Source organism: Blastomonas sp. (assembly GCF_046294995.1).
In the GTDB taxonomy this organism is placed as follows: Bacteria; Pseudomonadota; Alphaproteobacteria; order Sphingomonadales; family Sphingomonadaceae; genus Blastomonas.
Map to the genome: position 1 here is coordinate 1 of NZ_JBKBOG010000023.1, position 25,413 is coordinate 25,413.

General features: G+C 64.6%; 28 protein-coding genes and 1 tRNA gene. 16 read left to right on the forward strand and 13 right to left on the reverse strand.

Annotated elements, in window-relative coordinates; all coding sequences use genetic code 11:
• The coding region (locus ACK4R0_RS16295) for a F0F1 ATP synthase subunit delta (RefSeq protein ID WP_409676460.1) at positions 1 to 529 on the reverse strand (529 nt) is incomplete at its 3' end.
• Positions 530 to 795: 266 nt separating this feature from the next.
• On the opposite strand from ACK4R0_RS16295, the gene ACK4R0_RS16300 reads away from it, so the two are divergent.
• Complete coding sequence (locus ACK4R0_RS16300) at positions 796 to 2,544, forward strand: methyl-accepting chemotaxis protein (protein ID WP_409676463.1); 1,749 nt, start codon at positions 796 to 798, stop codon at positions 2,542 to 2,544.
• A 192-nt stretch (positions 2,545 to 2,736) separates the two neighbouring features.
• Complete coding sequence (ada, locus tag ACK4R0_RS16305; RefSeq protein ID WP_409676466.1) at positions 2,737 to 3,771, forward strand: bifunctional DNA-binding transcriptional regulator/O6-methylguanine-DNA methyltransferase Ada; 1,035 nt, start codon at positions 2,737 to 2,739, stop codon at positions 3,769 to 3,771.
• Between the two features lie 8 nt (positions 3,772 to 3,779).
• Here the strand turns inward: ada and ACK4R0_RS16310 are convergent, their stop codons facing one another.
• Together ACK4R0_RS16310 and ACK4R0_RS16315 are read right to left on the reverse strand one after the other, a co-directional pair.
• On the reverse strand, positions 3,780 to 5,318 hold the full coding sequence (locus tag ACK4R0_RS16310) for a S1C family serine protease (protein ID WP_409676469.1): 1,539 nt from the start codon (positions 5,316 to 5,318) through the stop codon (positions 3,780 to 3,782).
• A 33-nt stretch (positions 5,319 to 5,351) separates the two neighbouring features.
• Positions 5,352 to 7,517 carry a primosomal protein N' gene (locus ACK4R0_RS16315; RefSeq protein ID WP_409676472.1) on the reverse strand — a complete coding sequence of 722 codons (2,166 nt, stop codon included), beginning with the start codon at positions 7,515 to 7,517 and terminating at the stop codon, positions 5,352 to 5,354.
• A 293-nt stretch (positions 7,518 to 7,810) separates the two neighbouring features.
• Between ACK4R0_RS16315 and fsa the strand changes: the two genes are divergently transcribed.
• Both fsa and ACK4R0_RS16325 read left to right on the forward strand, forming a co-directional pair.
• Positions 7,811 to 8,464, forward strand: a complete 654-nt coding sequence (fsa, locus tag ACK4R0_RS16320) for a fructose-6-phosphate aldolase (protein ID WP_409676475.1) — start codon at positions 7,811 to 7,813, stop codon at positions 8,462 to 8,464.
• A 70-nt stretch (positions 8,465 to 8,534) separates the two neighbouring features.
• Positions 8,535 to 8,813 (forward strand): ribbon-helix-helix domain-containing protein, encoded by a 279-nt coding sequence (locus tag ACK4R0_RS16325; RefSeq protein ID WP_409676478.1) that lies wholly within the window; start codon positions 8,535 to 8,537, stop codon positions 8,811 to 8,813.
• Positions 8,814 to 8,854: 41 nt separating this feature from the next.
• On the opposite strand, the gene ACK4R0_RS16330 is transcribed toward ACK4R0_RS16325, so the two are convergent.
• Complete coding sequence (locus ACK4R0_RS16330) at positions 8,855 to 9,343, reverse strand: hypothetical protein (RefSeq protein WP_409676481.1); 489 nt, start codon at positions 9,341 to 9,343, stop codon at positions 8,855 to 8,857.
• 137 nt (positions 9,344 to 9,480) lie between these two features.
• Positions 9,481 to 10,671 carry a penicillin-binding protein activator gene (locus ACK4R0_RS16335; protein ID WP_409676483.1) on the reverse strand — a complete coding sequence of 397 codons (1,191 nt, stop codon included), beginning with the start codon at positions 10,669 to 10,671 and terminating at the stop codon, positions 9,481 to 9,483.
• Between the two features lie 27 nt (positions 10,672 to 10,698).
• Here ACK4R0_RS16335 and rsmI point away from each other — a divergent pair, with 27 nt between their 5' ends.
• From rsmI to ACK4R0_RS16355, 4 genes are read left to right on the forward strand one after another with little or no spacing between them, the layout of a single operon-like run.
• Positions 10,699 to 11,556 (forward strand): 16S rRNA (cytidine(1402)-2'-O)-methyltransferase, encoded by an 858-nt coding sequence (gene rsmI / locus ACK4R0_RS16340; RefSeq protein ID WP_409676486.1) that lies wholly within the window; start codon positions 10,699 to 10,701, stop codon positions 11,554 to 11,556.
• Positions 11,549 to 11,911, forward strand: coding sequence for a YraN family protein (locus ACK4R0_RS16345; RefSeq protein WP_409676489.1), 363 nt, complete (start codon positions 11,549 to 11,551; stop codon positions 11,909 to 11,911). The genes rsmI and ACK4R0_RS16345 overlap by 8 nt, the downstream gene beginning before the upstream one ends.
• Positions 11,912 to 11,953: 42 nt before the next feature.
• Positions 11,954 to 12,898 (forward strand): glutathione synthase, encoded by a 945-nt coding sequence (gene gshB / locus ACK4R0_RS16350; protein ID WP_409676492.1) that lies wholly within the window; start codon positions 11,954 to 11,956, stop codon positions 12,896 to 12,898.
• A gap of 2 nt (positions 12,899 to 12,900) precedes the next feature.
• The gene (locus ACK4R0_RS16355) at positions 12,901 to 13,518 is read left to right on the forward strand and encodes a DedA family protein (RefSeq protein WP_409676495.1); all 618 of its coding nucleotides are present in this window, start codon (positions 12,901 to 12,903) and stop codon (positions 13,516 to 13,518) included.
• A gap of 114 nt (positions 13,519 to 13,632) precedes the next feature.
• Here the strand turns inward: ACK4R0_RS16355 and ACK4R0_RS16360 are convergent, their stop codons facing one another.
• The 4 genes from ACK4R0_RS16360 to rph form a co-directional block, all read right to left on the reverse strand.
• On the reverse strand, positions 13,633 to 14,541 hold the full coding sequence (locus ACK4R0_RS16360) for a tyrosine recombinase XerC (RefSeq protein ID WP_409676498.1): 909 nt from the start codon (positions 14,539 to 14,541) through the stop codon (positions 13,633 to 13,635).
• Positions 14,542 to 14,554: 13 nt separating this feature from the next.
• The gene (gene hemW / locus ACK4R0_RS16365; RefSeq protein ID WP_409676501.1) at positions 14,555 to 15,769 is read right to left on the reverse strand and encodes a radical SAM family heme chaperone HemW; all 1,215 of its coding nucleotides are present in this window, start codon (positions 15,767 to 15,769) and stop codon (positions 14,555 to 14,557) included.
• An 80-nt stretch (positions 15,770 to 15,849) separates the two neighbouring features.
• Positions 15,850 to 16,476: an RdgB/HAM1 family non-canonical purine NTP pyrophosphatase gene (gene rdgB / locus ACK4R0_RS16370; protein ID WP_409676504.1), complete on the reverse strand. Its 627-nt coding sequence runs from the start codon at positions 16,474 to 16,476 to the stop codon at positions 15,850 to 15,852.
• A gap of 5 nt (positions 16,477 to 16,481) precedes the next feature.
• Positions 16,482 to 17,195 (reverse strand): ribonuclease PH, encoded by a 714-nt coding sequence (gene rph, locus ACK4R0_RS16375; RefSeq protein ID WP_409676507.1) that lies wholly within the window; start codon positions 17,193 to 17,195, stop codon positions 16,482 to 16,484.
• A gap of 124 nt (positions 17,196 to 17,319) precedes the next feature.
• On the opposite strand from rph, the gene ACK4R0_RS16380 reads away from it, so the two are divergent.
• Together ACK4R0_RS16380 and ACK4R0_RS16385 are read left to right on the forward strand one after the other, a co-directional pair.
• Positions 17,320 to 17,395 (forward strand) — tRNA-Val (locus ACK4R0_RS16380).
• A gap of 123 nt (positions 17,396 to 17,518) precedes the next feature.
• Positions 17,519 to 17,704, forward strand: coding sequence for a hypothetical protein (locus ACK4R0_RS16385; RefSeq protein WP_409676510.1), 186 nt, complete (start codon positions 17,519 to 17,521; stop codon positions 17,702 to 17,704).
• Between the two features lie 13 nt (positions 17,705 to 17,717).
• On the opposite strand, the gene ACK4R0_RS16390 is transcribed toward ACK4R0_RS16385, so the two are convergent.
• The gene (locus ACK4R0_RS16390) at positions 17,718 to 18,323 is read right to left on the reverse strand and encodes a TlpA family protein disulfide reductase (RefSeq protein WP_409676513.1); all 606 of its coding nucleotides are present in this window, start codon (positions 18,321 to 18,323) and stop codon (positions 17,718 to 17,720) included.
• 19 nt (positions 18,324 to 18,342) lie between these two features.
• Here ACK4R0_RS16390 and argH point away from each other — a divergent pair, with 19 nt between their 5' ends.
• Genes argH through ACK4R0_RS16410 form a run of 4 tightly spaced genes read left to right on the forward strand, consistent with a single transcriptional unit; the run spans position 18,343 to position 22,041 of the window.
• Entirely contained in the window at positions 18,343 to 19,731 is a 1,389-nt protein-coding gene (gene argH / locus ACK4R0_RS16395; RefSeq protein ID WP_409676560.1) for an argininosuccinate lyase, read from the forward strand.
• Between the two features lie 2 nt (positions 19,732 to 19,733).
• A complete protein-coding gene (locus ACK4R0_RS16400) occupies positions 19,734 to 19,982 on the forward strand; it encodes a hypothetical protein (RefSeq protein ID WP_409676516.1) in 249 nt (82 codons plus the stop codon).
• A gap of 20 nt (positions 19,983 to 20,002) precedes the next feature.
• Positions 20,003 to 21,259 carry a diaminopimelate decarboxylase gene (lysA, locus tag ACK4R0_RS16405; protein WP_409676519.1) on the forward strand — a complete coding sequence of 419 codons (1,257 nt, stop codon included), beginning with the start codon at positions 20,003 to 20,005 and terminating at the stop codon, positions 21,257 to 21,259.
• Positions 21,256 to 22,041: an NAD(P)-dependent oxidoreductase gene (locus ACK4R0_RS16410; RefSeq protein ID WP_409676522.1), complete on the forward strand. Its 786-nt coding sequence runs from the start codon at positions 21,256 to 21,258 to the stop codon at positions 22,039 to 22,041. Before lysA ends, ACK4R0_RS16410 begins: the two co-directional genes overlap by 4 nt.
• Here ACK4R0_RS16410 and ACK4R0_RS16415 read toward each other — a convergent pair.
• Together ACK4R0_RS16415 and ACK4R0_RS16420 are read right to left on the reverse strand one after the other, a co-directional pair.
• Positions 22,004 to 22,432: a PaaI family thioesterase gene (locus tag ACK4R0_RS16415; RefSeq protein ID WP_409676525.1), complete on the reverse strand. Its 429-nt coding sequence runs from the start codon at positions 22,430 to 22,432 to the stop codon at positions 22,004 to 22,006. The two genes, ACK4R0_RS16410 and ACK4R0_RS16415, sit on opposite strands and share 38 nt — an antisense overlap.
• 3 nt (positions 22,433 to 22,435) lie before the next feature.
• On the reverse strand, positions 22,436 to 22,900 hold the full coding sequence (locus ACK4R0_RS16420) for a PaaI family thioesterase (protein WP_409676528.1): 465 nt from the start codon (positions 22,898 to 22,900) through the stop codon (positions 22,436 to 22,438).
• A gap of 197 nt (positions 22,901 to 23,097) precedes the next feature.
• Here ACK4R0_RS16420 and ACK4R0_RS16425 point away from each other — a divergent pair, with 197 nt between their 5' ends.
• Positions 23,098 to 23,562, forward strand: coding sequence for a DUF2721 domain-containing protein (locus tag ACK4R0_RS16425; protein ID WP_409676531.1), 465 nt, complete (start codon positions 23,098 to 23,100; stop codon positions 23,560 to 23,562).
• An 80-nt stretch (positions 23,563 to 23,642) separates the two neighbouring features.
• Here the strand turns inward: ACK4R0_RS16425 and ACK4R0_RS16430 are convergent, their stop codons facing one another.
• Complete coding sequence (locus tag ACK4R0_RS16430) at positions 23,643 to 24,278, reverse strand: c-type cytochrome (RefSeq protein ID WP_409676534.1); 636 nt, start codon at positions 24,276 to 24,278, stop codon at positions 23,643 to 23,645.
• Positions 24,279 to 24,516: 238 nt separating this feature from the next.
• Here ACK4R0_RS16430 and ACK4R0_RS16435 point away from each other — a divergent pair, with 238 nt between their 5' ends.
• Positions 24,517 to 25,407 (forward strand): prephenate dehydratase, encoded by an 891-nt coding sequence (locus ACK4R0_RS16435; protein ID WP_409676537.1) that lies wholly within the window; start codon positions 24,517 to 24,519, stop codon positions 25,405 to 25,407.
• Positions 25,408 to 25,413 lie beyond the last annotated feature (6 nt).

Below are 25,413 nucleotides of genomic sequence, written 5' to 3' on the forward strand. Positions count from 1 at the left end.
TGTTGAGACGGGTCTTGATGCTGGAGTCGATCATCTGGCTGCCCATGCGGACAATCAGGCCGCCCAGGATGGACGGATCGACCTTGGCGGTGATCTTGATGCTGTGACCGGCGCGGTCCTTCAGCTGCTTGCGGATTTCGTCGATCTGGCTTTCCGAAAGCGGGAAAGCGGAGGTGACCTCGGCGGTCACTTCACCCCGGTGCGCTGCGACCATCATGTCGAAAGCGGCAAGGATATTGGACAGCTGGCCCAGCCGGCGATTGTGGGCGAGCACGCCCAGCAGGTTGCCGGTCAGGCTATCAAGCCGGAGCGTGGTGGTCAGCGCCTCGACCACCTTTTCGGCGGCGCCGCGGCTGATCGTCTGGCTCTTGGTCATCGCCATGAAATCGGTTGACTCGTTCAACGCCGCGCGCAGCGTCGCAACGCTGGCCTCGACCTCGGCCAGTTGCTTCTCATCGCGCGCCAGCGAAAAGAGAGCAGAGGCATAGCGCCCCGCCAGACTGGCTTGTATCCCGCCGGAAATGTCCACGCGAATGCTTTCCCTTGCCGTGATGTTTATTGCTGCAGGCGATCGCGGAAAGCATCGGCTTCCCCACCTGTCGGCGCGGCGGTTAGCACTCATCATGCTGCATTGCAAGACAGGGGTAAACATCGCGGCTCAAAGCCTGCAGCCGCCCAATTCCTGCGGTTTGCGTCGGAAATGTGAAAGCTTTGTTTACCAAATCTTGGGACCATTCGGCCATTTTGCAGCAGGGAAGAGCCGATCACGGGCTCTGGATGGAATCGCGGACCAATATGTCGAAAATTGCCCTCAAGCGGACCGAGTTGCTCGCCCGCCTTGCCCGATTGAACGTGCATGCCAAGGTGCGGTTGGGGCTGACGGTGATGCTGGGGCTGCTGGCGCTGCTTGCGGCGGGCGCGATCGGCGTCGTCGCGATGACGCAGTACACCACCGCGCACCTGCTCGAAGGGCGAATCCAGCCGACTGTTCGGTTGCAGGTGGTGATTGACGGCTATCGGGAGTCGCTGTCTGTTTCATACAAGGTGAAATCGGGCGTGATGCCGCCCGAAAGCGGGCTCAGCGCGCTCGATGCGATGGAGCGCAAGGTAGACCTGACCTGGAACAAGCTGGAGACCAGCGACTTTGTCGATGAATTCCCGCAACTGATGGCCGAGCTGCGGCGCAACCGCAAGACGGCCGATGCCGCCAAGGCCAAGCTGCGCAAACTTCTCGAGGCGGATGCCATCGACCAGATGGACTATTTCATCTCCAGCGATCTGCACCGGGGCCTCGATCCGATGCTGGTCACCAGCCAGAACGCGATCGATCTGATGCGGCAGCGCGCGGTGGTCCAGCTCTCGTTTTTGCGCAATGTCTACATCGCTGCACTGGTGTTTTCGGCGCTCCTGATGCTGATCGCGGGCCTGTTCGTCCACTGGTGCGTCCGGTACACCAACCGCGATTTCCTGGTGCCGCTGTCGGCGCTCGGGCAATACGCGCTGCCCGAGAATCGCGATGCCGTCGCGGTCAAGGAACTGGGATTGCGCCGCCGCGACGAGATCGGCGCGATTGCCCGGGCGATCCAGCGCTCGCATGCCAAGGCGGATCGCGCGCTGATGGCGGAAAAGGCGCGTCAGGCCGCCCAGCTCCAGCTGCAGCGCGAGCAGATCGACCGGCAGCAGGAGCGCGCGCGCCGGGCGCTCGAGCTTGACCGGCTGTTTGCCAGTCACGAGGCACGGTTGTCGGAGCTGTCCGACAATCTGGCCCAGGCCGCTCAGGGAATGCGCGAGGGTGCGCAAATGATGAAGGTCAACGCATCGCAGACCCAGGACTACAGCGTGTTTATCGCCGGCAACGCGAATCAGGCTACGGTATCGATGCAGGCGATCGACAAGCATGGCCGGCGCCTGCAGGATACCGGCGGCGAAGTGCGCGAACTGGTCGCCGACAGCACCCGCAACATCTACGACGCGCACGCCGCCAGCCGGACGAGCCGCGAAACCGCCGACCAGCTGCAGGCGGTCGCGGGAGAAATCTCCGATATCCTTTCTCTGATCACCCATATCGCCAAGCAGACCAATCTTCTCGCGCTCAACGCCACGATCGAGGCTGCGCGGGCAGGGGAGGCGGGGCGCGGATTTGCTGTCGTGGCGCAGGAGGTCAAGAACCTCGCCAACCAGACCCAGAGCGCAGCGGCATCGGTCGAGAACCGGCTTGGCAGCATCGCCAGCATGACCCGCGAGGTTTCTGGCGCCATCGTCTCGGTCGATGGCCATGTCGACATGATCCGCCGGAACGCCGACCAGATCGACCAGGCCGTCTCCGACCAGCATCGCGCCAGCAGCGATATCCTCGCTGCCATCCGCGACGTTCTCGATGGTAGCCACGAGGTGATGGCGCAGATGACCGAACTCAAGGAAAAGTCATCTCGCGCCAACCTGTCGGCGGACGCGCTCAGCCAGACCGCCGAGGACGTCGCGCGCCAGTCGCAAGAGTTGCGCGCGCAGATGCAGCATCTGGCAGAAGCGGTCCGGTCGGCCTGATTTTTTTCCGGTTTGAACGCATGATCCGGGACGCGCCGCGTAAAGCGTTGCGCTAAACGTCGGGCATAGCCTTGTCTGGAGATGCCCGTTGATCGACCTCAATCCTGCCCGACATCCGATTGGCGCTGCCATGGCCTATGGCCAGGCCGTCGCTGTTCGACACACTAGCGTGTCAGCATCGGGCGGCGCGGCATGATGCCCGACACGATGATCGACGAGGCAATCGCCTGGGATGCCGTGATGCGCCGCGACCGCAGCTTTGATGGGCGCTTCGTGACAGGCGTGCTCACCACCGGCATCTATTGCCGCCCATCGTGCGCCGCGCGGCACCCGGCGCGGGGCAATGTGCGCTTTTTCGCCGACGGTGATGCGGCGCGGGCAACAGGTCTGCGCCCCTGCAAGCGGTGCCTGCCCGACGATGTTGCACGCGACGAGGCTGCCGTGCTGGCCGCGATCAACGCCATCCGTTCGAGCGAAGAGCCGCTGGCGCTGGCGGCTCTGGCGGCCCGGTGCGGCTATTCGCCAGCGCACTTCCAGCGGCTGTTCACCCGCCACACGGGTCTGTCGCCCGCCGCCTATGCGCGTGCCTTGCGCGAAGAGCGGGCGCGCGAGGCGCTGACCGGCAGCGCGCGCGTCACCGATGCGATCTATGATGCGGGGTTCAGCGGCCCCTCGCGCTTTTACGAATCGATGAAAGGTCGGATCGGCATGCACCCTTCGGTTTGGAAGAACGGCGGCGCAGGTGTTGTCATCCACTGGACGCAGAATGAAACAAGCCTTGGCCGGCTGCTGCTGGCGTGGACCGACAAGGGCGTGTGCCGCCTGTCGTTTGATGAAGGCCCCGAAGCGCTGGCCGCGCGCTTTCCGGCTGCGGTGCTGAACCAGGCGGGCGGGGAGGAGGCCGATATGCTCGCAGCGGTGCTAGCCAGCATCGAAACGCCTGCAACAGGGGCTGCCGTTCCGCTCGACGTGCGCGGTACGGCATTTCAGCATGCGGTCTGGCAGGCGCTCTCGGATATCCCGCCAGGCGAAACGCGCAGCTATGCCCAGATCGCCGCCAGCATCGGCAAGCCCAAGGCGGTGCGCGCGGTGGGGTCGGCATGCGGTGCCAATCCGGTCGCGGTGCTGATCCCATGCCATCGCGCGCTGCGTACCGACGGGACGCTTGGCGGCTATGCCTACGGCCTGCCGATCAAGATCGAACTGCTCAAGCGCGAATCTGACTGAGACCGGCGTTATTTCGCCGCTGGCGCCTTGGCGTTGCAGCTGTAGACCAGAACCTCATTAGGCTGGGCAGGCAGTGCCTGGCGCAGTGCTTTCTGCATATCCTCGAGATCGGCCATCGCATCGGGGTCGGTGGTGCAGGCATTGTTCGAATACCGTCCACGGATCTTGCGCGCGGACTGCATCGCAGCAAGGCCAAGCTGGAAATTCTCGGTGCGGAATTCACTGGTGTCGGGATTGAACCGGTTGATCGACACCGTCTGGTCTTCGTTGGGCACGAACACCCGGGTCCAGCCATCGGCGTCGCGGCCATATTGGGTGCGGTCGTTGACACAGCCGTCGGACGTCCATCCAAGCTCGACCGGTTGCGGGCTGGCACCGATGATGCGGCTGCGGTCGGGCACGATGTTGCAGATATACAGCCCGTCGGCGGAACGCTGGGCGGTCTCATCCTTGGTCGCGGTGGATTTCAGCGCGGCGATCGCGATGTCTTCGGCCTGGTTGAAGCCGGGGCGCATAGCAAGGCCGAGCGCCGCTGCAAGCACAAGGGCGCCGCCGATGCCTGCAGCGATCCTGCGCTTCTCGAGGTCCCCGCGCTCATGCAGAACGAAGGTCGCGCCGCCAGCTATACCCGCCAGCACAAGCATCAACGCCACGAACGCGATGTGATTTTCGCGTGCGGCAATGATGGCGTGCTCGGCATCGCGCAGCGCGTTCTCTTCCAGGTCTCGCCGCTCGACCCGATCAGCCAGCAGGCGTGCGCGCGCGGCTTCCGCCGCCTCGGCCGATCGCGCGCGCTCTTCGGCGGAGAGTTCGGCCACCGAACGGCACGGCGCATCGGCCAGCCGGTAATCGACCTTGGCCGAGCGCAGGAAGCCGAACAGCTCGCGGTTCGAGACCGCAAAGCCATATTCGGCGTCGTTGCCGTCCGAGAGCGAGCCGAAGCTGTTCACCCCGGCGACGCGGCCGCACAGATCGACCAGCGGACCGCCGCTGTTGCCCTTGGCGAGCGCGGCGGTGTGAAGGATGGTATCGAAATCGCGGGTCGTGCGTCCGCCCGAGATCACGCCCGGGGTCTTGACCGGAGCCATCGGCGCTACGGTCTCGCGTGCATCAAGGCCCTGCGCGCGGTCGACCGCGGCGGGATAGCCGATCGCCATCACCTGTGCGCCGTCCTCCAGCGGGCTGGCGATCAGCGCCAGGCTGGGCAGTCGGCCCTTGTCGACCTCGATCAGCGCCAGATCGTTGCGCACCGAAAGCGCGACGATCTTGCCGCCATACGTGGTCGAGCCTTCCGAAGGGATGATGCCGATGCGGATGGTCGAATCCTCGCGCATCGGCGCAACCAGATGCGCATTGGTGACGATCTTGTCGGGCGCCACCGCAAAGCCGCTGCCATGCCCGACATAGAAGGTCTCGCCGCCCTCTTCGGCGACCAGCACGACCCGCACGACGGACCGGCTGGCGGCCTGGATATCGTTGGGGTCTGCAGCCAGCGGGGCGGCCAGCAGGGCCGTACAGGCGGCGATCATCAGGGCGAAAAGGCGCATCGGGTTCATGGCCGCAACCTCATAGCGTCGCGATCACACAAAGCTATAGGGATCGACATCGACCGCGACGCGCACCCCCTGTGGCCAGCGCATCGGGCCGAGCCATTCGCGGATGATCCGCTGCATCTCGACGTTGCGCCGGGCGTGGACCAGCAGCCGGAAACGGTGCCGCCCGCGCAGCAGCGAGAGCGGCGCAGGGGCGGGGCCATAGACCGCAAATCCATCGAGCTCGGGTGCGCTGGCGCCGGTCTGCCGCGCCGCATCGCGCGCCTCGTCATGGTCCTCGGACGAGATGATGATCGCCGCCAGTCGCCCGAACGGCGGCACGTTGGCATCGCGCCGCGCCTGGGTTTCGGCGGTGTAGAACGCCTCGCGGTCGCCCTGCACCAAAGCGTCGATCACCGGCGCATCGGGGTGGCGGGTCTGCAGGAACACCTCGCCCGGCTTGGCGGCGCGTCCGGCGCGGCCCGAGACCTGGGCGATCTGCTGGAAGGTACGCTCGCCCGCGCGCAGGTCGCCGCCCTCGAGCCCGATATCGGCGTCGATCACTCCGACCAGGGTCAGGTTGGGGAAGTGATAGCCCTTGGTGACAAGCTGCGTGCCGATGATGATGTCGATCGCCTGCGCCTCGACCGCCGCGACGAACTCGGCGGCTTTCTCGGGCGACCAGATGGTATCCGATGTCACGATCGCGCGGCGCGCCTCGGGGAACAATGCAGCGACCTCGTCGGCGATCCGCTCGACCCCCGGGCCGCAGGCAACCAGGCAATCGCTCTCGCCGCATTCGGGGCAGGCGCTGGGCGAAGGCTCGGCATGCCCGCAATGGTGGCAGGCGAGCCGTCCCGAGAGTCGGTGATCGACCATCCAGGCGCTGCAATTGGGGCATTTGAACCGGTGACCGCAGTTTCGGCACAAGGTCAGCGGGGCATAGCCGCGCCGGTTGAGGAACAGCAAGGTCTGCTCGCCGCGCTCAAGCCGTTCGCGCATCGCGTCGAGCAGCGGCGGCGCAATCCACTGGCCGCGCGGTGGCGGGTTTTCGGTGAGATCGATCAGCGCGATCTTGGGCAGTTGCGCGCCGCCATAACGGTGGGTGAGAAGGAGCGCCTCATAACGCCCGGCCTCGGCCATCACCCGGCTCTCGAGCGCAGGCGTCGCGCTCGACAGCACCACCGGGCAGCGCTCGAACAGCCCGCGCATCACCGCGACGTCGCGCGCGTTGTAGCGCACGCCATCCTCCTGCTTGAAACTCGTCTCGTGCGCCTCATCCACGATGATTACGCCCAGGTCCGCATAAGGCAGGAACAGCGCAGAGCGCGCGCCGACGATGATCCGCGCATCGCCGCCGATGATCGCGTTCCACGCCCTGCGCCGCTCGGTGTGCTTGAGCCCCGAATGCCAGGCGACCGGCGTCGCGCCGAAGCGCGCCTCGATGCGGGTGAGGAAAGGCTGGGTCAGCGCGATCTCCGGCAGCAGCAGCAGCGTCTGCTTGTCCTGCCGCAGCGCCTGCGCGATCGCCTCGAAATAGACCTCGGTCTTGCCCGATCCGGTCACACCATCGAGCAGGAACGGGGTCGGTTCGGATGCCGCGACCGCCTGCGCCAGCCGGGTTGCGGCCTCGCTCTGCTCGTCGTTAAGCGCGGGCGTGATGTGATCAGGGTCGGGGCGCGGATAGGGCCGGTCGACCGGCACCTCGACCGCCTCCATCGCGCCCGATTGCACCATCGACCGGATCACGCCTTCGGACACGCCCGCCTGTGCTGCGAGTTCACGCACCGTCGCCTGCGCGTGCTGCAGCTTCTGAATCGCAATCTGCCGTTGCGGGGTCATCCGGGCAGGGGCGGTGCCGGTCAGCCGGTATTCGGTGATCGCGCGGCCCGGGCCGAGCAATGATCCGCTGGGCAATGTCATCCGCGCCACGGCGGCCGTCGGCGCGAGGTAATAATCGGCGGTCCAGTCGATCAGGCGGCGCAACGGTGCCGACAACGGCGGTATGTCATAGCGCTCGGCCACCGGGCGCAACCGGCTCGCCTCGACCTCCTGCGTGTCGAGGGCCTCGGCATCCCACACGATCCCATCGATCCGCCGCGGCCCCAACGGCACCTGCACCACCGATCCTGCTGGCAGCTCCATGCCCGCAGGCACGCTGTAATCGAACGGGCCGACAGCGGCGTTGAGCAAAAGGACACGGACACGATTCATGATGGGGCCTGCATAGGCGGTGTGGGGCGGCGCGTATAGCATTGGACTGTTCTGCTCTCTCCCCTTCAGGGGAGAGACGCGAGACTTGGCAGCTTGCTGCCATAGTCGCAGCAGAGAGGGGCAATCGCGGCCCCCCTCAACTTCGGCTAGCGCGCGGCGCACGCAAGCCTTCGTATCTCTCCCCTGAAGGGGAGAGAGCAGGATCGCCGCCCCTTATTCAGTTAACCCCGCCCGCCGCCCGCGCTATAGCGGCGTCACGAATCGCACCCACCCAGCCATCTGGAGCCACGCCCATGAAATTCTTCGTCGATACCGCAGACACCGCCGAAATCGCCGATCTGGCCGCCACCGGGCTGCTCGATGGCGTGACCACCAATCCCTCGCTGATCGCCAAGTCGGGCCTCAATTTCCTCGAGGTGACCAAGGAAATCTGCGCTCTGGTCGAAGGGCCGGTTTCGGCCGAAGTCGTCGCGCTCGACCATGAGACGATGATGAAGGAAGCCGAAATCCTGCGCAAGATCGCCGACAACGTCGCGATCAAGGTGCCGTTGACGCTCGATGGCCTCAAGACCTGCAAGAAGCTGACCGATGACGGCACCCTGGTCAACGTGACCCTGTGCTTCTCCGCCAACCAGGCACTGCTCGCCGCCAAGGCCGGCGCCAGCTTCATCTCGCCCTTCGTCGGACGCCACGACGACAACGGCTTCGACGGCATGGCGCTGATCGAGGACATCCGGCTGATCTACGACAACTACGCGTTCGAAACCGAAATCCTCGTCGCCTCGATCCGCCACCCGATCCACGTGCTTGAATCCGCCCGCATCGGCGCCGACGTCGCCACCATGCCGCCCGCAGTGATCCGCAACCTGTTCAAGCACGTGCTGACCGACAAGGGCATCGAAGGCTTCATGGCCGATTGGGCGAAGACCGGTCAGACGATTGGTTGAGGGGTTACGCGGCCTCGCATGCAGGCTGGTAACATTGTGACATGGCGGCGCTTGATGTATAAGCGTCGCCATGGTCAAGCGGACGAACGCACAGCCCGTTGAACCGGTACGCTGGAACCTCAAGGTTTCGCGCGAAACCGATGTTGCCCTGCGCACATTGCTGGCCTCGCGCGGTGCCCGCCGAGGTGACCTCTCCCGCTTTGTAGAAGACGCGGTCAACCGGGAGATTATGCGCGCTGTAGTACATGATATACATGCGCGTAATTCAAACCTGCCTGCTGAAAAAATCAGCGAGACGGTTCAAGCAGAACTCAGCAAAATCCGGGTTAACATCTTCAACGAAAATTAAAAATTGTAGTTTATATAGTTTTTTTGAGTCTTAATATTTAGCTAAGTAAACTTTTTATTTAATAATTCTTGCATCAAATCCAAATGTTGATCCATGGCGCCAATAAGTTGAATTAAGTTTGTCGATAAATTTGTGAATTTATCAGGGGAAAATAATACTTCGTTTTTTTTGATGCCTTCGGCGGTGTATTGATTTCGTACAATTACCAGGTCAATATCTCGAGAGGTAATGTTTCTGGCGATACCGTGAACCAAATGATGCCTTTCGGCCGAATGATCTGAAGCCAATGATATGAGCATATCAGCTTGGGCAGTTAAACTATTTAACCATGGAAGGGTACGGTGCCCTTCTTTAAAAAACTTAAGCTTCTCTGAAAAATTTTGCGGTATTTTCTTCTGTATCGAAGATTTTCCTCCGTTCGTGAAAATTAATTCATTCATTTGGTCGATTAGTGATTCAACGTGGGTCCAAACGATGATTAGTGCACCAACCAACGCTAGTCTCATTCGTAGCGCCTCCTCGTCGGTCATTACTATTTCAGCGCTCAATATTTTCTGGCGGCGTGCAATATCCCATACTTGCCACCGATTGCGAATAAATCGGAAAATTGGCATAAATGTTACCTAAATGTGCATTTACCAATTGTCGCAACGAAGCGATCGTACCCTCAATCCGCAAAGCTCTTCGGTGCAGGCGACGCCACCGTCAGCGAACCCGCTCCCACCTGCTGAACTTCGAGCAATCGCTCGGCTACGCCGCCGCGGCTGAAGCGGAAGGCGCCGTCGAGGCCGATGAAGCCGCCGCTGTCGCGCAGGCGGTCCATCGGGAAGGGGGTGCCGGGCTTCCAGTCGCGCGCGATGCGGGTGGTGAGCAGCACGCTGTCATAGCCCAGGGTTGAGAGGCGGAACGGATCGGTGCCGAACTGCGCGCGGTATTTGGTGGCGTATTGGCGGTAGAGGCCATCCGAGACGCTGGCGAACCATGCGCCGCGCATCGCGGCCGAGGCGGGCAGCGCGCGTTCGGTGTTCCACAATTCGGTGCCCAGGATGCGTGCATCGGTGCCGCCATTCGCGCGGATCAGCGGGACGATGCGGATTGCAGCGGCGCCGCTGTCGGCGATCAGGATCGCTTCATAGGCGCTGTCGGCCTGCATCTTCTTGAGCGCGGTGGTGATTGCGGCGTTGCCCGCAGCATAGCTCTGCATCGCGACCACGGTGCCGCCGGCGGCCTGGACCGAGGCGAGCATCGCCGACGAGGCGCGCTGGCCATAGGTTCCTGCGGGGACCAAGGCGGCAAAGCGGGTGATGCCCTGCGAGCGGGCGTGGCGCACCACGCGGTCGATCGACTGCGCGGGCACATAGCCCATCACGAACACGTTGTTGCCAGCAACGCCGACATCGTTCGAATAGCTGATGATCGGTACCCTGGCGGTGTTGGCGACAGACGCGATCGCCACGACATCGTCGCTCAGCAGCGGGCCGAGGATCAGCCGGTTGCCGTCGGCGATCGCGCGCTGCGCTGCGGGAAGCGCGCCGCGTGCGGTATCATAGCTGGTGATGCGGATGTTGCTGGCCTTGGTGTCCATCAGCGCAAGCGTGGTCGCATTGGCGAGCGACTGGCCGACGGCGGCATCCTTGCCTGAGAGCGGCAGCAGCAGGGCAATCCGGTGCCGCGTCGCGTCGCTGGGCAGCACGCCGGTGATCGGGCCGTCATCGGGGCGGGTCGTCGGCCGGTCGGGCTGCTGGCTGGGGGTGGAAGGCGGCGCCGTCCTGGGGACCATGGTCTGGCACGCCGCCAGGAACATGGTGCCGAGCACCAGCATGAGAATTGCCTGCCATTTTCGATAGAGATGTTTCACAGCTTGTCGCTCCCGCCCGGCCGGTCCATGAACATCCGCGTGAATCATGATCCCGAACCCGGCCTGTATATCGTTGCAACACCAATCGGCAACCTTGGTGATCTGTCGACACGCGCCCGACAGGTGCTGGAACAGGCTGATCTGATCGCCTGCGAAGATAGCCGAGTCACCGGCGGGCTTTTGCACCATCTGGGTTTCAAGCGGCCGCTGGTGCGTTATGACGACCATGCCAAGCCTGCCGACCGCGAGCGGCTGATTGCCGCGGCCTTGCAGGGCCCAGTCGCGCTGGTCAGCGATGCCGGAACGCCGCTGATCTCCGATCCCGGCTACAAGTTGGTCCGTGAGGCGCGTGATGCAGGGGTGGCGATCCATTCGGTGCCCGGGCCATCCGCGCTGATCGTCGCGCTGACGCTGGCAGGCCTGCCAACCGACAGATTTTACTTTCACGGCTTCCTGCCCAACAAGGCCGGTGCGCGCGACAAGGAGATCGCCGACATCGCCGCGATCCCGGCCACCTTGGTGTTCTATGAAAGCGCCAAGCGGATCGCCGCGTGTCTCGCCGCGCTGCATGCAGGATTGGGCGATCGCGAGGCCGCCGTGGTCCGCGAGATCAGCAAGAAGTTCGAGGAAACCCGCACCGGCACCCTGTCGGAACTCGCGACCTATTATGCCGATGTCACCCCCAAGGGAGAGATCGTGTTGGTCGTCGGCCCGCCGCTCGCGGACACCGGTGAGGCGGACGAGGATGCGGTCGAAGCCGCGCTTGCCGAGGCGCTGGCGAGCATGCCGCCGGGCAAGGCGGCAGGCGAGGTCGCGCGCCGCTTCGGGCTCGATCGCAAGACGCTGTATGCGCGGATCATGGCCGAACGGGCGAGCGATGGCTGAAGCCCGGCGCAAGCAGGCCGAAGCCGCCGGTCGCCGTGCCGAGACGCTGGCGGGGTGGTGGCTTCGCCTCAAGGGCTGGCGGATATTGGCGACGCGGGTGCGCACGCCGTTTGGCGAGGTCGATCTGGTGGCGCGGCGCGGGCGGATGGTCGCGTTCGTCGAGGTCAAGCACCGAGCGACAGCCGAGGAGCTGGACCTTGCCATCGATCATCACCGCCTGCGCCGGGTCGCGGCAGCTGCAGACGCGCTGATGCCGCGCTATGTCCGCGCGGGGGATGATGCACGGATCGACGTGATCCTGCTTGCGCCGCGGCGCCTGCCACGCCATCTGACCCACGTCTGGCAGGGCGATTGAGCGCCTGGCGCCACTTCCGATCCCTAACGCAAAGGCCATTCCATGAAAATCGCGGTACAGATGGACCCGATGCCCGGCATCAACATCAAGGGCGACAGCAGCTTCGCGCTGATGCTTTCGGCGCAGGCGCGCGGCTATACGCTCTATCACTATGACGTCGAAACGCTGACCTATGAGGCTGGCCAGGTGACGTGCCATGCCCACCCGGTGACGGTGCGCGCCGTTCAGGGCGACCATTTCACTTTCGGCGATCCGGTGCGGCTCGATCTGGGCGAGGATGTCGATGTCGTGCTGATGCGGCAGGACCCGCCGTTCGATGTCGGCTATATCACCGCGACGCATATTCTCGAGCGGCTCAAGGGTCGGACGCTGGTGGTCAATGACCCCGCATCGGTGCGCAATGCCCCCGAAAAGGTCTATGTGCTCGATTTCGAGCGCTTCATGCCGCCGACCCTGGTCACGCGCTCGCTCGATGAGGTCAAGCGCTTTCAGGCGCAGCATGGCGCGATCGTCGTCAAGCCGCTGCACGGCAATGGCGGCAAGGCGGTGTTCCTGGTCGGCGAGGATGGGGCGAACCTGTCTGCGCTGGTCGAGCTGTTCGGCCAGATCTGGCGCGAGCCGTTCATGGTCCAGCCTTTCCTTCCCGAGGTCGCGCAAGGCGACAAGCGCATCGTGCTGGTCGACGGCAAGGTCGCCGGCGCGATCAACCGCAAGCCGGGCGAAGGCGAGTTCCGATCCAATCTCGCGGTCGGCGGTTACGCCGAATCCGCCACGCTGACGACACGCGAACAGGAAATTTGCGACGCGATGGGACCGGAACTGAAGGAACGCGGACTGCTGTTCGTGGGTATCGATGTGATCGGCGGCAAATGGCTGACCGAAATCAACGTCACGTCGCCCACCGGCATCGTCGCGATCGGCGCGTTCAACAACAGCGACGTCGCCGGGATGATCTGGGATGCGATCGAGGCCCGCCTGAAGACATGAACATGAACGATTTCATTCTGAATCTCGTGGCCAATGGCGGATATTGGGGTGTCGCGCTGCTGATGGCGCTCGAAAATGTCTTCCCGCCGATCCCGTCCGAACTGATCATGGGGTTGGCCGGGATCGAGGCGGGCAAGGGTAATTTCAACCTGTGGCTGATGATCCTGGCCGGCACGATCGGATCGGTCGCGGGCAATTATTTCTGGTATGCGATCGGGCGCTCGTTTGGCCATGAACGGCTCGACCATTTCGTGGCGCGCTGGGGACGCTGGCTGACCCTCGACCAGCGCGAGATCGACCGGTTCAACGGGCTTTTCCATCGCCATGGCGCCTCGACCATCTTTTTCGCCCGGATGATCCCGACAGTGCGCACCCTGATCTCGCTTCCTGCCGGCATCTTCGAGATGGGCCGGGTGAAATTCCTGCTGTGGACCTTTGCCGGGGCAGGGCTGTGGAACGTGATATTCGCCGGGATCGGGTTTCAGCTGGGGTCGCGGTTTGGCGAGATCGACAAGTACACCGGGCCGATATCGACCGGGGTGATCGGCCTTATCCTCGTGATTTATCTGGTGCGCGTGATCTTCTGGCGGCCGGTTAAGACCGATCAAGGCGCATCGTAGCGCTCTGCGTCCCTCGACTTCGCTCGGGAACTCGGAGAGGTAGCGGGCTGTGCCCTACCTCCGTCTGTCCCGAGCGAAGTCGAGGGACGCACGCGCCCCACCTCCGCCTCAAGCTCAAGCCCTTGGGTGCGCATTCTCGTAGACATCGAGCAGATGCGCGGCATCGACCTGGGTATAGATCTGGGTGGAGGACAGGCTGGCATGACCCAGCAGTTCCTGCAGCGAGCGCAGGTCCGCGCCGCCTGCCAGCAGGTGCGTCGCAAAGCTGTGGCGCAGCGCGTGCGGCGTCGCGTCCTCGGCCAGGCCCAACAACCTGCGCGCATGCATCATCGCGCGGCGCACCAGAGCGGGCGACAACGGTCCGCCGCGCGTGCCCCGGAACAGCGGCTCGTCCGGTGCGAGATCGAACGGGGCGAGCGCGGCATACTGGCCGATTGCCTCGCACAACTGCGGCAGCACCGGCACCACGCGCTGCTTGTTGCCCTTGCCGGTGATGCGCAGCGTCTCGCCGAGCGGCAGGACCGCGCCGGTGAGCCCCATCGCCTCGCTGATGCGCAGGCCCGCGCCATAGAGCAGCAGCAGCACCGCCCAGTCGCGCGCCTGCACCCAGCCGGGCGCATCGCGCGCCGCCATCGCGTCGCCCAGCGCCATGATGTCATCGGGCGCGATCGGGCGCGGCAGGCTGCGCTTGATCCGGGGCCCCTTGATCCGCGGGGCGTTGCTGTCCGAGCCGCTCTGCTCGCCAGCAAAGGCCAGGAAGGCGCGGATCGCCGACAGCTCGCGCGCGGTGCTGCGGTTGGCGAGGCCATCGCCGCGCCGCGCCGCCAGGAAGGCGCGCAGATCGGCCTGCGTCACGCCGTTGAGCGCCGTTGCATCCGGGGTCTCACCCCAGTGTTCGGCCAGAAAATCGGTCAACCGCTCGGCGGTGGCAACATACGCGCGAACGGTGTGCTGCGAACGGCGACGGTTGTCCGCCAAATGCGCGCGCCACCGGGCGATCAGGGGAGGGGCGGGGTCTGCCATCTGCGGCAGGGTATCAGGCGACGGCAGCGGGCTCAATCGCCACCACTTCGGCGAGGATCGCATCGAGCAGCGGCATGCCCTGCGGCGTCACCGTAATCCGCTGGCCTTCGCGCAGGACGAAGCCCAGCCGGATCAGCCGATCGGTCGCAGCATCATGGATCAGCGCCGATTGCGCGACGCCGGACCGCTGGGCGACCCGATCGAGGTTCAGCCCCTCGGCGAGCCGCAAGCCCATTAGCAGCGCTTCCATCGCCTGGGTTTCGGGATCAAGCGGGCGCTCGACCGAAAGGCCGTTGCCGTTGCGGTCGATCGCGGAGAGATAATTCTCCGGCTTGCGATGGCGCTCAGTCGCCATCGACCCGCGGCGCCCATGCGCGCCCGGGCCGATCCCGGCATAATCGCCATAGCGCCAATAGGTGAGGTTGTGGCGGCTCTGCTCGCCAATGCGGGCGTGGTTGCTGATCTCATAGGCGGGGAGCCCCGCCGCCTCAGTCAGCTGCCGGGTAAGATCGAACAGATCGGCGCAATGGTCGTCATCCGCCGGGACCAAATCGCCGCGCCGGACCAATGTCTCGAACCGCGTCCCAGGCTCGATGGTAAGCTGATAGAGCGAAAGGTGCCCGGTGCCGAAACCCAGCGCGCGGGTGAGTTCGCGCTCCCAATCGGCAAGCGACTGGCCGGGGCGGGCATAGATCAGGTCGAACGAGACGCGGGCAAAGCGGTCCTGCGCGATGTCGAGCGCCGCCAGCGCTTCGCGCACCGAATGCGCACGGCCGAGAAAGCTAAGCACATCATCGTCGAGCGCCTGCAGTCCCAGCGACACGCGGTTGACCCCGGCCAGCGCGAGGTCGGCAAACCGCGCGGATTCGACCGAGGATGGATTGGCTTCGAGTGTGATCTCGATGTCGCCGGCAAAACGCCAATGTCTTGAAGCCTGATCGATCAGCGCCTGCACCAATTCAGGCGGCATCAGCGAGGGCGTGCCACCACCGAAGAAGATCGATCCGAGCTCGCGCCCGGGCAGCAACGCGGCCTCGTACGCCATGTCGGCGAGCAGCGCGGCCTGCCATTGCGCCACGTCCACACCCTCGCGGACATGGCTGTTGAAGTCGCAATAGGGGCATTTGGAGACGCAGAAAGGCCAATGGATGTAGAGTGCCAACGCCTCTCCCCTACCGCCTGCGGGAGGGGTGGGCGAGGCGAAGCCGAGGCCGGGGTGGGCATGCATTTCAGGCCCACCCCCGATCATCGACTTACGCCGCTGATCGACCCCTCCCGCAGGCGGGAGGGGAGAGACTTTGTCACCACTCAAAAGCAGGCCTCGACAAGCTTGGCGAAGGCATCGGCGCGGTGGCTGATGGCGTGTTTGTGCGCGGGGTCGAGCTCGGCGAAGGTTTGGTCGAAGCCCTGCGCCACGAACACCGGATCGTAGCCGAAGCCCAGCGTCCCGCGCGGTGGCCAGGTCAGCGCGCCGGTCACCCGGCCCTCGAACACTTGCGAATGGCCATCGGGCCAGGCCAGCGCCAGCGTGCAGATGAAGTACGCGCTGCGGTCGGCATCGGGGCCGAGTTCGGCAAGGCGGCCCTCGACCTTGCCCATCGCCATGTACCAATCGCGGCCCGGATCGCCCTCGAACCATTGTCGCTCGGCCCAGTCGGCGGTGTAGACGCCAGGTCTGCCGCCGAGCGCCGCGACGCACAGCCCGCTGTCATCGGCCAACGCGACGCAACCTGAGGCCTGTGCCGAGGCATGCGCCTTGAGCAGCGCGTTCTCGGCAAACGTCGTGCCGGTCTCGTCGGGCTCGGGCAGGCCAAGGTCGCCCGCCGACACGGGCTCGATGCCGAACGGCTCGAGCAATGCGCGTATCTCGCGCACCTTGCCCTGGTTGTGGCTGGCGATCACCAGCCGACCGGGTTCGAGTTTGCGCGCCGCCATTTCGATCAGGAAACCGCGCGGTCCTGCGCCGCGAAGATCTCGTTGCAGCCCATCCGCGCCAGCCGCAGCAACCGCAGCAGCGCTTCCTCGTCATACGGCGCGCCTTCGGCAGTCGCCTGCGCCTCGGCGATGTTGCCCCCCTCGATCAGCACAAAATTGGCATCGGCATCGGCATTCGAATCCTCGATATAGTCAAGGTCGAGCACCGGCGTGCCCTGGTGGATACCGCAGCTGATCGCTGCGACCTTGGCGGTGATCGGGTCTTCCTTGAGCAGTCCCTTGGCCATCAGCCCGTTGACGGCGAGCCGAAGCGCGACCCATGCTCCTGAAATCGAGGCGGTACGCGTCCCGCCATCGGCCTGGATCACGTCGCAATCGAGCGTGATCTGGCGTTCGCCGAGCTTCTTCAGGTCAACAACCGCGCGCAGCGAGCGGCCGATCAGGCGCTGGATTTCCTGGGTGCGGCCCGATTGCTTGCCCTTGGCCGCTTCACGCTGGCCGCGGGTATGGGTGGCGCGAGGCAGCATCGAATATTCCGCCGTCACCCAGCCTTCGCCCTTGCCCTTGAGCCAGGGCGGAAGCCGCTCCTCGATGCTCGCGGTGACCAGCACCTTGGTATCGCCAAAGCCGATCAGGCAGCTGCCCTCGGCGTGCTTGGTGAAGCCGGTTTCGATGCTGATGGTCCGCATTTCGTCGGGGGCGCGGCCGGATGGGCGCATAATGATTCTCCAGGGAATAAACGTCAATGCAGCGGCCCTAGCTGGCGACTGCTCCAATGGAAAGCATCAAGCCACTTGCCATCGGGGATCAAAAATGGCAGTGGCGCCACACTCAAGCGATCATGGGCGATTAGCTCAGTTGGTAGAGCATCTCGTTTACACCGAGAGGGTCGGCAGTTCGAGCCTGTCATCGCCCACCATGATCCGCCTGCTCCAACCCTGTCGATGATGACCAGGCCCGCGCACCTACGCTGCGGCAGCAACAGGTTTCGTTCAGCAACCGGTCAGGCAAGCAGAGGCAAGACAGCATTATGCCGAGTCATATGACCCTTGCCTTGCTGATGTCTGGTGCGATCCTCGCCGCTCCGCCATTGCTGGCGACGGTCGATCGGGCAGCACCGGTCCAGGACGACTGCATCGGCAAAAAACGCGTTCTGTCCGGCCAGCCGCGCGCCAAGCGGACAGACCAGCGCAAACGCTGTCATGTGATGATGCCGATTTTGATGTAGCGCCCGGAGGCGCTCAGCCCTTGGCGAGCGTCTCTTCCATCAGAGCCGAAGCACGCGAGCCGTTCCAGTCCATCCCGCCGATCATCCGCCACACCTCTTTGCCCTCGGCATCGTACAGCACCGTGGTCGGCATCACGCCGGTCATATAGCTGAACCCCAGGTTGTTCTCGGGATCGACGAACGGTTCGATCGTCTTGTAGCCTCGCTCGGCGAAGAACGGCTTGATCTTGTCGAGATTCTGCATGTCCTGCGACACGGTCAGCACCACCAGCCGGTCCTTTTCGCGCGCTGCGAGCGCATCGAGCGTTGGCATCTCGACGACGCATGGGCCGCACCATGTCGCCCAGAGGTTGACCAGCACCGGCTTGCCCTTGAACGCGGCGAGCGTCGTCGGCTTGCCGTCGGGATCGTTGAAACTGACATCGGGCGCCGCCTTGCCGCGCTGCGAAATATCGAGCGTGCCTGACAAAGGCATCGAAGGGGCTTCGACCTGTGAAGTTTTTTCGGTGCCTGCGGGTTGCTCCCCGGCAGGGGATTGCTTATCGCACGCGCCAGTTGCCAGCGCGGCAAGGGCCACCACCGGCCAGATGCGCTTGCTGGATAAATGGGCGATACGCATGGGTAACAACTCCAACAGCATGTGGGGCGGACGGTTTGCTGCAGGGCCATCCGACGTGATGCGCGCCATAAACGCCTCTATCCCGTTCGACAAGGCGCTGTGGCGGCAGGATATCGATGGCTCGCTGGCGCATGTCGCGATGCTGGGCGCACAGGGGATCATTCCTGCCGACGATGCCGACGCGATCAGCGCCGGTCTCAAGCAGATCGCGCAAGAATATGCCGCAAACGGCGTGACCGAGGACTGGTCGCTCGAGGACATTCACATGCATGTCGAGGCGCGGCTGGCCGAGCTGATCGGGCCTGCTGCCGGACGTCTGCACACCGCGCGCTCGCGCAACGACCAGGTCGCGACCGACTTTCGCCTGTGGGTGCGCGATGCCTGCGATGCCGCCGATGCCGCGCTCAAGGCATTGCAGAGCGCTTTGGTGGAACGCGCCGACGAGCATGCCGATGCGATCATGCCGGGGTTCACCCATCTGCAAATCGCGCAGCCGGTGACCCTGGGCCACCACCTGCTCGCTTATTACGAGATGTTCGCGCGCGATCGCGACCGCTTTGCAGCTGCGCGTGCGCGGATGAACCAGTGCCCGCTGGGATCGGCAGCGCTCGCCGGTACCGGTTTCCCGATCGACCGCAATGCCACGGCTACGGCGCTGGGCTTCGACATGCCCACCGCGAACTCGCTCGATGCCGTCTCGGATCGCGATTTCGCGCTCGATTACCTTAGCGCCGCCTCGCAATGCGCGCTGCACCTGTCGCGGCTGGCCGAGGAGTTCATCATCTGGGCGAGCCAGCCCTATGGCTTCGTCAAGCTGCCCGACAGCTTCTCGACCGGATCGTCGATCATGCCGCAGAAGCGCAACCCCGATGCGGCCGAGCTGGTGCGCGGCCATGCCGGGCGGATCATCGGCTGCCAGACCGCGCTGATGATCACGATGAAGGGGCTGCCGCTCGCTTATTCCAAGGACATGCAGGACGACAAGCCGCCGGTGTTCGAATGCGAAGGCCTGCTGATGCTGAGCCTGGCGGCGATGACCGGGATGATCGCTGAAACCACCTTCGAGACCGCTGCCATGCGCAAGGCGACCGAGCGCGGCTTTGCCACCGCGACCGATCTTGCCGACTGGCTGGTGCGGCAGGCGGGCATCCCGTTCCGCGAGGCGCACCACATCACCGGCGCGGTGGTCAAGCTTGCCGAACAGCGCGGGGTTGCGCTCGATACGCTGCCGATCGCCGACCTGCAGGCAATCGACGCGCGGATCAGCGAGGCGGTGTATCCAGCGCTGTCGGTCGATGCATCGGTCGCCAGCCGGAACAGCTATGGCGGCACCGCGCCCGATCAGGTACGGTTGCAGGTGTCGCGCGCCCGAACAGCGCTGGGCACAGACGCGGGGGCAGGAGAATGACAATGCTGCGTGCCCCGAAACTGCTGCTTGCTGCTTCCGTGGTCCTGGCGCTCTCTGCCTGTGGCAGTCGCCAGAAGCTCGTTCCGGTCGAAGGCGTCGCGCCAGCGCCGAAGGCCTATGGCGCGCCGACGGTTGCCGCACCCGATCAGCTGCTCGAGCCCAGCACCCAGTCGCGCCCCGAACGCAACGTCGAGCTTCGTCGCAAGTCCGAAGCGCGTGCCGACGATCCGTTCGACCTTCCCCCCGAATAACCGAAAAGGCCCAGCGCACCATGGACCATTTCTCGCTGATCGGCGGCCAGTTGCATGCCGAGCAGGTACCGCTGGCGCGGATCGCCGAAGAGGTCGGCACGCCGGTCTATGTCTATTCGCGCGCCACGCTGGAGCGCCATGCCGATGTGTTCCGCGAAGGGCTGGCAGGCGTTCCGCGCAAGCATCTGGCGTTCGCGGTCAAGTCCAATCCCAATCTGGCGGTGCTCAAGGTTCTGGCCCAGCGCGGCTATGGCGCGGATGTTGTGTCGGGCGGCGAGCTTGACCGCGCGCTGGCGGCAGGCATCGCGCCTGCCGACATCGTGTTCTCGGGCGTCGGCAAGACCGCCGATGAAATCCGCCATGCGCTGGCGACCGGCATAGGCCAGTTCAACATCGAATCCGAAGAGGAAGGCGAGATGCTCGCCGCCGTGGCAAACGCGATGGGGCTGAACGCGGCTGCAGTGCTGCGGATCAATCCCGATGTCGATGCGGGCACCCATGCCAAGATCTCGACCGGCAAGGCGGACAACAAGTTCGGCGTCGGCCTGCATGTCGGGCCGGGGATCTACCAGCGGCTGTCGCAGCTACCTGGGATCGGCCTGCGCGGGGTTGCGGTGCATATCGGCAGCCAGCTGCTCAGCCTCGATCCGCTCGAGGCTGCGTTCGGCAAGATCGGGCAGCTGGTCGCCGATCTGCGCGCCAGCGGTCATGGCATCACCCATGTCGATCTGGGCGGCGGTCTCGGCGTGCCATACCAGGCCGGGAGCAACCCGCCGTCGCCCGCGGATTACGGCGCGTTGGTGGCGCGGGTGACGCGCGACTGGGACGCGACGATCCAGTTCGAACCCGGCCGCGTCATCGCTGGCAATGCCGGCGTGCTGCTGACCCGGGTGATCCGGGTCAAGCCCGGCGTGCAGCACCCCTTTGTAGTGGTCGATGCGGCGATGAACGATCTGGCGCGCCCGGCCCTGTACGATGCCTGGCATGACTTCGAGGCGGTGGTGCCCGATGGCACGCGGATGATGGCCAATATCGTCGGCCCTGTATGCGAAAGCGGCGATACCTTCGCGATGGGGCGCGACATCGACACCGTTGCCGCGGGCGATCTGGCCGTGTTCCGCACCGCAGGCGCCTATGGCGCGACGATGGCGAGCAGCTACAACAGCCGGGGTATCGTCGCCGAGGTGCTGGTCGATGGCGATCGCTTTGCCGTGGTCGCCAACCGCATTACCCCTGCCGAAATCATGGCCGCAGAGCAGGTGCCCGACTGGCTGTGAACCAGCTGCCGATCTTCCTCAATTTGCGCGGACGCCCGGTGATCCTGCTGGGCGACGGTGAGGCGGCAGACGCAAAACGACGGTTGATCGAGCGTTCGGGCGGCATCTGCGTCGCCGAGGGCAGTCCTGAGGCTCGGGTCGCCATCGTCGCACTGGAAGATGAAGCCGAGGCGATCGCAGCCGTCGCTCGGCTCAAGGCGCGCGGGCTGATTGTCAATGCGGTCGATCGACCGGCTTTGTGCGACTTCACCACGCCGGCGATCATCGATCGCGATCCGGTGCTGATTGCCATTGGCACCGGCGGCGCGTCTGCTGGTCTCGCCAAGGCGTTGCGTCAGAGGCTCGAGGGGTTGCTCCCTGCGACACTCGGCGATCTGGCGCGCGCGCTGGATGCGGCGCGCGACGCAATCCGCCTGCGCTGGCCCGGTGGCGCGGAACGCCGACGCGCGATCGATGCCGCGTTTGCTCCCGGCGGAGCGCTCGATGTGCTGGCCGATCAGGGTGCCGATGCAGTGGAACGCTGGATCGGCGGCGGCAGGGCAGGCGTGTCGGCTGGGCTTTACGAGATTGCGATCGGATCGCCCGATCCCGATGACCTCACGCTGCGGCAGGTACGGCTGCTGGGCAGCGCCGATCTGGTGCTCCATCCGCGCGACATGCCGTCCGCGATTCTTTCGAGAGCCCGCGCCGATGCGGCGATGCAAATCGACGATGGCGCCGATGCAGCGCCCGAGGGGGTGACCGTCAGGCTGGCCTGGGCGCCGACAGCAGGAAGTTCATGAACACCGTGGCGATCGGCTTGGCCGGGTCGTCCTGCCACGCCTTGGCCTCGACATTGGCGACACGCCGCCCGATCCGTGTCACTTCGCCCAGCGCATAGGTGCGCAGTTCGCGGCCGCCGCGCATGAAATTGATGGTGATGTTGACCGGCTTGATCTTGAGGTCGCTCTCGTCCTTGCCCAGCGTGACGCGCAGCGCCGCGATCGCCGATATCTCGAGCAGGCCGCTCAGTGCGCCGCCGTGGAGATAGCCGGGCCGCCCCATGACCTGCGGGCCAAAGTCATAGGCGATCACCGGCAGGCCACCCTGCAGATGGTCGACGGTCATGCCCATGGTCTGCGCAAACGGCGGCATGAAGCCCCGGACGGTAGCAATGGTATCTGTCTCGCTCATCGGTCAGCCCAGGAAGTTTTCGATGCGGATAAACGTGCCGGCGACGTGCGCGACCGGATCGTCAGGGTCGCCATCATGTGCCACGCCGCGCACGAAAGCCATCGACCGCGTGGTCTTGTAGCATTCGCCGCGCCCGATCACCGTCTTGCCCGGGGTTGCCGGGCGCATGTAATCGACCCGCAGATCGAGCGTCACTTGCGGGCGGAACTTGCCGATCGCGGTCCACACCGAAAGGCTGGTGGCGTTGTCCATCAGGCTGATGATCGGCCCTGAAGCGATGACGCCGCTGTCGACGTCGCCCACCAGGCCAGAGGCATAGGGCAATTCGAGCTCCACCCAGCAATCGCCATGGGCGCGGTAGCGCATGCCGAGATGCCCGCTGTGTCCGTGCGTCGACATCATCTGCTGGAACAGGGCTGGGTCGAACCCCCCTTGCGGTTCGGAGATCTCGGAAGGCGTGTCGTTCATCACTGCTGGCTCGATTCGCGGAAGATCGCATCTGAAAACGGTTAGCGCTGAGGCGCTGCCAAAGCTCTGCACCATCGCACGGGTTCGTCAACCCATACGACGCCGATCGCCGGTTGCCGATTGCCGATTGCCGATTGATGGCACAGGTCCGCAGGCTATAGTCGCGCCGGCTACACTCACGGGGGCGCTTCACAATCATGTTTATTGCTGAGCTGGAAATCGGGCAGATCGGGCGGTTGATCCAGCTTGCCATGGCGCCGGCATTCTTGCTGGTCGCAACCGGCAACATCCTCCAGCTGTTTGCCGGACGGCTCGCTCGGGTGATCGACCGCGAACGGGTTCAGCTCGCAGAATTCAGTCGGACCGAGGGGGAAGAGCATGTGCGCGTGGTCCGTGAGCTCCAGATCCTCGACCGCCGAGCCTCGATCGTCAACAAGGCGATCCTGATGGCGACACTGAGCGCGTCGACCGTCAGCCTGCTGATCGCTGCGATGTTCGTGCTGTCGTTGACGGGATATGAATTCGGCCAGATCGTGGCCGGCGGGTTCATCCTGGCGATGACGTTCCTGATTGCCGGGCTGGTGCTCTTCATCGCCGAGATCCGGCTGGCGACGCGCAACATCCGCATCGAGGAACGGTTGCTGATGCTCGACGAAGACTGAGAGCCGGGACGTGCACGAAAAAAGGGCTCCGCGCATGTGCGCGAAGCCCTTTTTCAAACTGAAACCAGATGTCTGTGCGATCAGCCTGCAGCAGGTGCCGCAGCGGCATCCGCCTCAGGAGCGGCCTCGCCGTCCGCAGCAGCTGGCGCTTCGCCTTCGGCTGCGGGCGCTGCTTCAGGGGCAGGAGCGGCGGGCAGGGGCAGCGGGTTGGACGACTGGGTGTTCATCCATGCCATCAGATTGGCCCGCTCCTCGGCCTTGCCCAGACCTGCAAAGCTCATCTTGGTGCCGGGGGCGTACGCCTTGGGCGAGGTAAGCCAGGCGTTCATTTCCTCGAAGGTCCACGGACCCGATTTGCTCTTCAACGCGTCCGAATATGCAAAGCCGGGCACCGCGGCGTGGGGTTCGCCCATGATGCCGTAAAGATTGGGGCCGATGCCGTTGGCGCCGCCGCTGTTGATCGTGTGGCACGATCCGCACTTGGCGAAGGCCCTTTCGCCAAGGGCGATATCGGCGCTGGCGAGCAGCGTAGCGAGGGGAACCTCGGCCTCCGCAGCACCTTCGGACGACACAACACCTTCGATCACGAAGCCAAGCTGTTCGGGACGCTCTGGCTTGTCGGCATGGAACACCTTGCCGCTGATGATCGACAGGCCAAGGGCAGCGATGCCACCTGCAAGAACCCAGCCTGCAATCGTGTTCTTATTGTCCTGCATTGCCCTATTGCCTCGTCTATTGGTGCTGACGCCTCGAAGAGTGGCGCCTGTGTATAATCGTGACCCGATCGTTCCTGGATCGTCGATCCAGACCGTGTCGGCATATGGAAAGACCGGTTGCTGCGTCGCAACAGACCGGTTCGCCGCCTCCTCTAATGATGCACAAGGCGCACTGCAAGCCCCGACGGCCCCGTTTTCGCCTTGTCGTCGCGGCATTGGCTGCCTATTCGCCGTGCCCATGCAAAGCTACCCCCAGATCGCCCGCCTGATGGTTGAAGACATGGCGCGAATCGCATCCAGCGATCCGGAGCGTACAATTGCGTTTCAGGGCGCTCCGGGCGCCTATTCGCACATCGCCGCGCGCCAGTTCGCGCCCGACTGGCATCCACTGCCGTGCTATTCGTTCGAGGATGCGATGGATGCGGTCAAGGATGGCCGTGCGGCGCAGGCGATCATCCCGATCGAGAACTCGCAGCATGGCCGGGTGGCGGATATTCACTTTCTGCTCCCCGAAAGCGGGCTGACGATCGTCGCAGAGCACTTTCTGCCCGTCCATCACTGCCTGCTCGCCAAGGGAGACGGCCCATTCCGAGCAGCCGTCAGCCATCCGCAGGCGTTGGGACAAACCCGGCATTATCTGCGCGCCAATGACATTCAGCCCACCACTTATGCCGATACCGCAGGCGCTGCCGCGTTCGTCGCCGAATCGGATGATCCGGGACTGTGCGCGGTCGCTTCACGGCTCGCCGGCGAGGTGTTCGGCCTGAAGATCGTGGCGGAGGGCATCGAGGATGCTGCCCACAACATGACCCGCTTCGTCGTGCTCGCTTCCGACCGAAACGACCCTCTTCCGGGCACCGAAACGGTGATGACCAGCATGATCTTCGAGGTGAAGAACATCCCTGCGGCGCTGTTCATGGCGCTGTCGGGTTTTGCCACCAACGGGATCAACATGACCAAGCTGGAGAGTTACATCCGCGGTGGCAGCTTTGCTGCGGCAGAGTTCTATGCCGATATCGAGGGCATGCCGGGCGATCCGGCAGTGGACCGGGCGCTCGAGGTGCTGGGCCATCACAGCAAATGGGTGCGGATATTGGGCAGCTATCCGCAGGCAATGGCGCGCGCATAGCGGCAC

Excerpts from the sequence above, each read along its gene's own strand:
- ACK4R0_RS16300 (WP_409676463.1), top strand. The coding sequence starts at position 796 with ATGTCGAAAATTGCCCTCAAGCGGACCGAGTTGCTCGCCCGCCTTGCC.
- ada (WP_409676466.1), top strand. The coding sequence starts at position 2,737 with ATGATGCCCGACACGATGATCGACGAGGCAATCGCCTGGGATGCCGTG.
- ACK4R0_RS16310 (WP_409676469.1), bottom strand. The coding sequence starts at position 5,318 with ATGCGCCTTTTCGCCCTGATGATCGCCGCCTGTACGGCCCTGCTGGCC.
- ACK4R0_RS16315 (WP_409676472.1), bottom strand. The coding sequence starts at position 7,517 with ATGAATCGTGTCCGTGTCCTTTTGCTCAACGCCGCTGTCGGCCCGTTC.
- fsa (WP_409676475.1), top strand. The coding sequence starts at position 7,811 with ATGAAATTCTTCGTCGATACCGCAGACACCGCCGAAATCGCCGATCTG.
- ACK4R0_RS16325 (WP_409676478.1), top strand. The coding sequence starts at position 8,535 with ATGGTCAAGCGGACGAACGCACAGCCCGTTGAACCGGTACGCTGGAAC.
- ACK4R0_RS16330 (WP_409676481.1), bottom strand. The coding sequence starts at position 9,343 with ATGACCGACGAGGAGGCGCTACGAATGAGACTAGCGTTGGTTGGTGCA.
- rsmI (WP_409676486.1), top strand. The coding sequence starts at position 10,699 with ATGAACATCCGCGTGAATCATGATCCCGAACCCGGCCTGTATATCGTT.
- ACK4R0_RS16345 (WP_409676489.1), top strand. The coding sequence starts at position 11,549 with ATGGCTGAAGCCCGGCGCAAGCAGGCCGAAGCCGCCGGTCGCCGTGCC.
- gshB (WP_409676492.1), top strand. The coding sequence starts at position 11,954 with ATGAAAATCGCGGTACAGATGGACCCGATGCCCGGCATCAACATCAAG.
- ACK4R0_RS16355 (WP_409676495.1), top strand. The coding sequence starts at position 12,901 with ATGAACGATTTCATTCTGAATCTCGTGGCCAATGGCGGATATTGGGGT.
- ACK4R0_RS16360 (WP_409676498.1), bottom strand. The coding sequence starts at position 14,541 with ATGGCAGACCCCGCCCCTCCCCTGATCGCCCGGTGGCGCGCGCATTTG.
- hemW (WP_409676501.1), bottom strand. The coding sequence starts at position 15,769 with ATGCATGCCCACCCCGGCCTCGGCTTCGCCTCGCCCACCCCTCCCGCA.
- rdgB (WP_409676504.1), bottom strand. The coding sequence starts at position 16,476 with ATGGCGGCGCGCAAACTCGAACCCGGTCGGCTGGTGATCGCCAGCCAC.
- rph (WP_409676507.1), bottom strand. The coding sequence starts at position 17,195 with ATGCGCCCATCCGGCCGCGCCCCCGACGAAATGCGGACCATCAGCATC.
- ACK4R0_RS16385 (WP_409676510.1), top strand. The coding sequence starts at position 17,519 with ATGACCCTTGCCTTGCTGATGTCTGGTGCGATCCTCGCCGCTCCGCCA.
- ACK4R0_RS16390 (WP_409676513.1), bottom strand. The coding sequence starts at position 18,323 with ATGCGTATCGCCCATTTATCCAGCAAGCGCATCTGGCCGGTGGTGGCC.
- argH (WP_409676560.1), top strand. The coding sequence starts at position 18,343 with ATGTGGGGCGGACGGTTTGCTGCAGGGCCATCCGACGTGATGCGCGCC.
- ACK4R0_RS16400 (WP_409676516.1), top strand. The coding sequence starts at position 19,734 with ATGCTGCGTGCCCCGAAACTGCTGCTTGCTGCTTCCGTGGTCCTGGCG.
- lysA (WP_409676519.1), top strand. The coding sequence starts at position 20,003 with ATGGACCATTTCTCGCTGATCGGCGGCCAGTTGCATGCCGAGCAGGTA.
- ACK4R0_RS16415 (WP_409676525.1), bottom strand. The coding sequence starts at position 22,432 with ATGAGCGAGACAGATACCATTGCTACCGTCCGGGGCTTCATGCCGCCG.
- ACK4R0_RS16420 (WP_409676528.1), bottom strand. The coding sequence starts at position 22,900 with ATGAACGACACGCCTTCCGAGATCTCCGAACCGCAAGGGGGGTTCGAC.
- ACK4R0_RS16425 (WP_409676531.1), top strand. The coding sequence starts at position 23,098 with ATGTTTATTGCTGAGCTGGAAATCGGGCAGATCGGGCGGTTGATCCAG.
- ACK4R0_RS16430 (WP_409676534.1), bottom strand. The coding sequence starts at position 24,278 with ATGCAGGACAATAAGAACACGATTGCAGGCTGGGTTCTTGCAGGTGGC.
- ACK4R0_RS16435 (WP_409676537.1), top strand. The coding sequence starts at position 24,517 with ATGCAAAGCTACCCCCAGATCGCCCGCCTGATGGTTGAAGACATGGCG.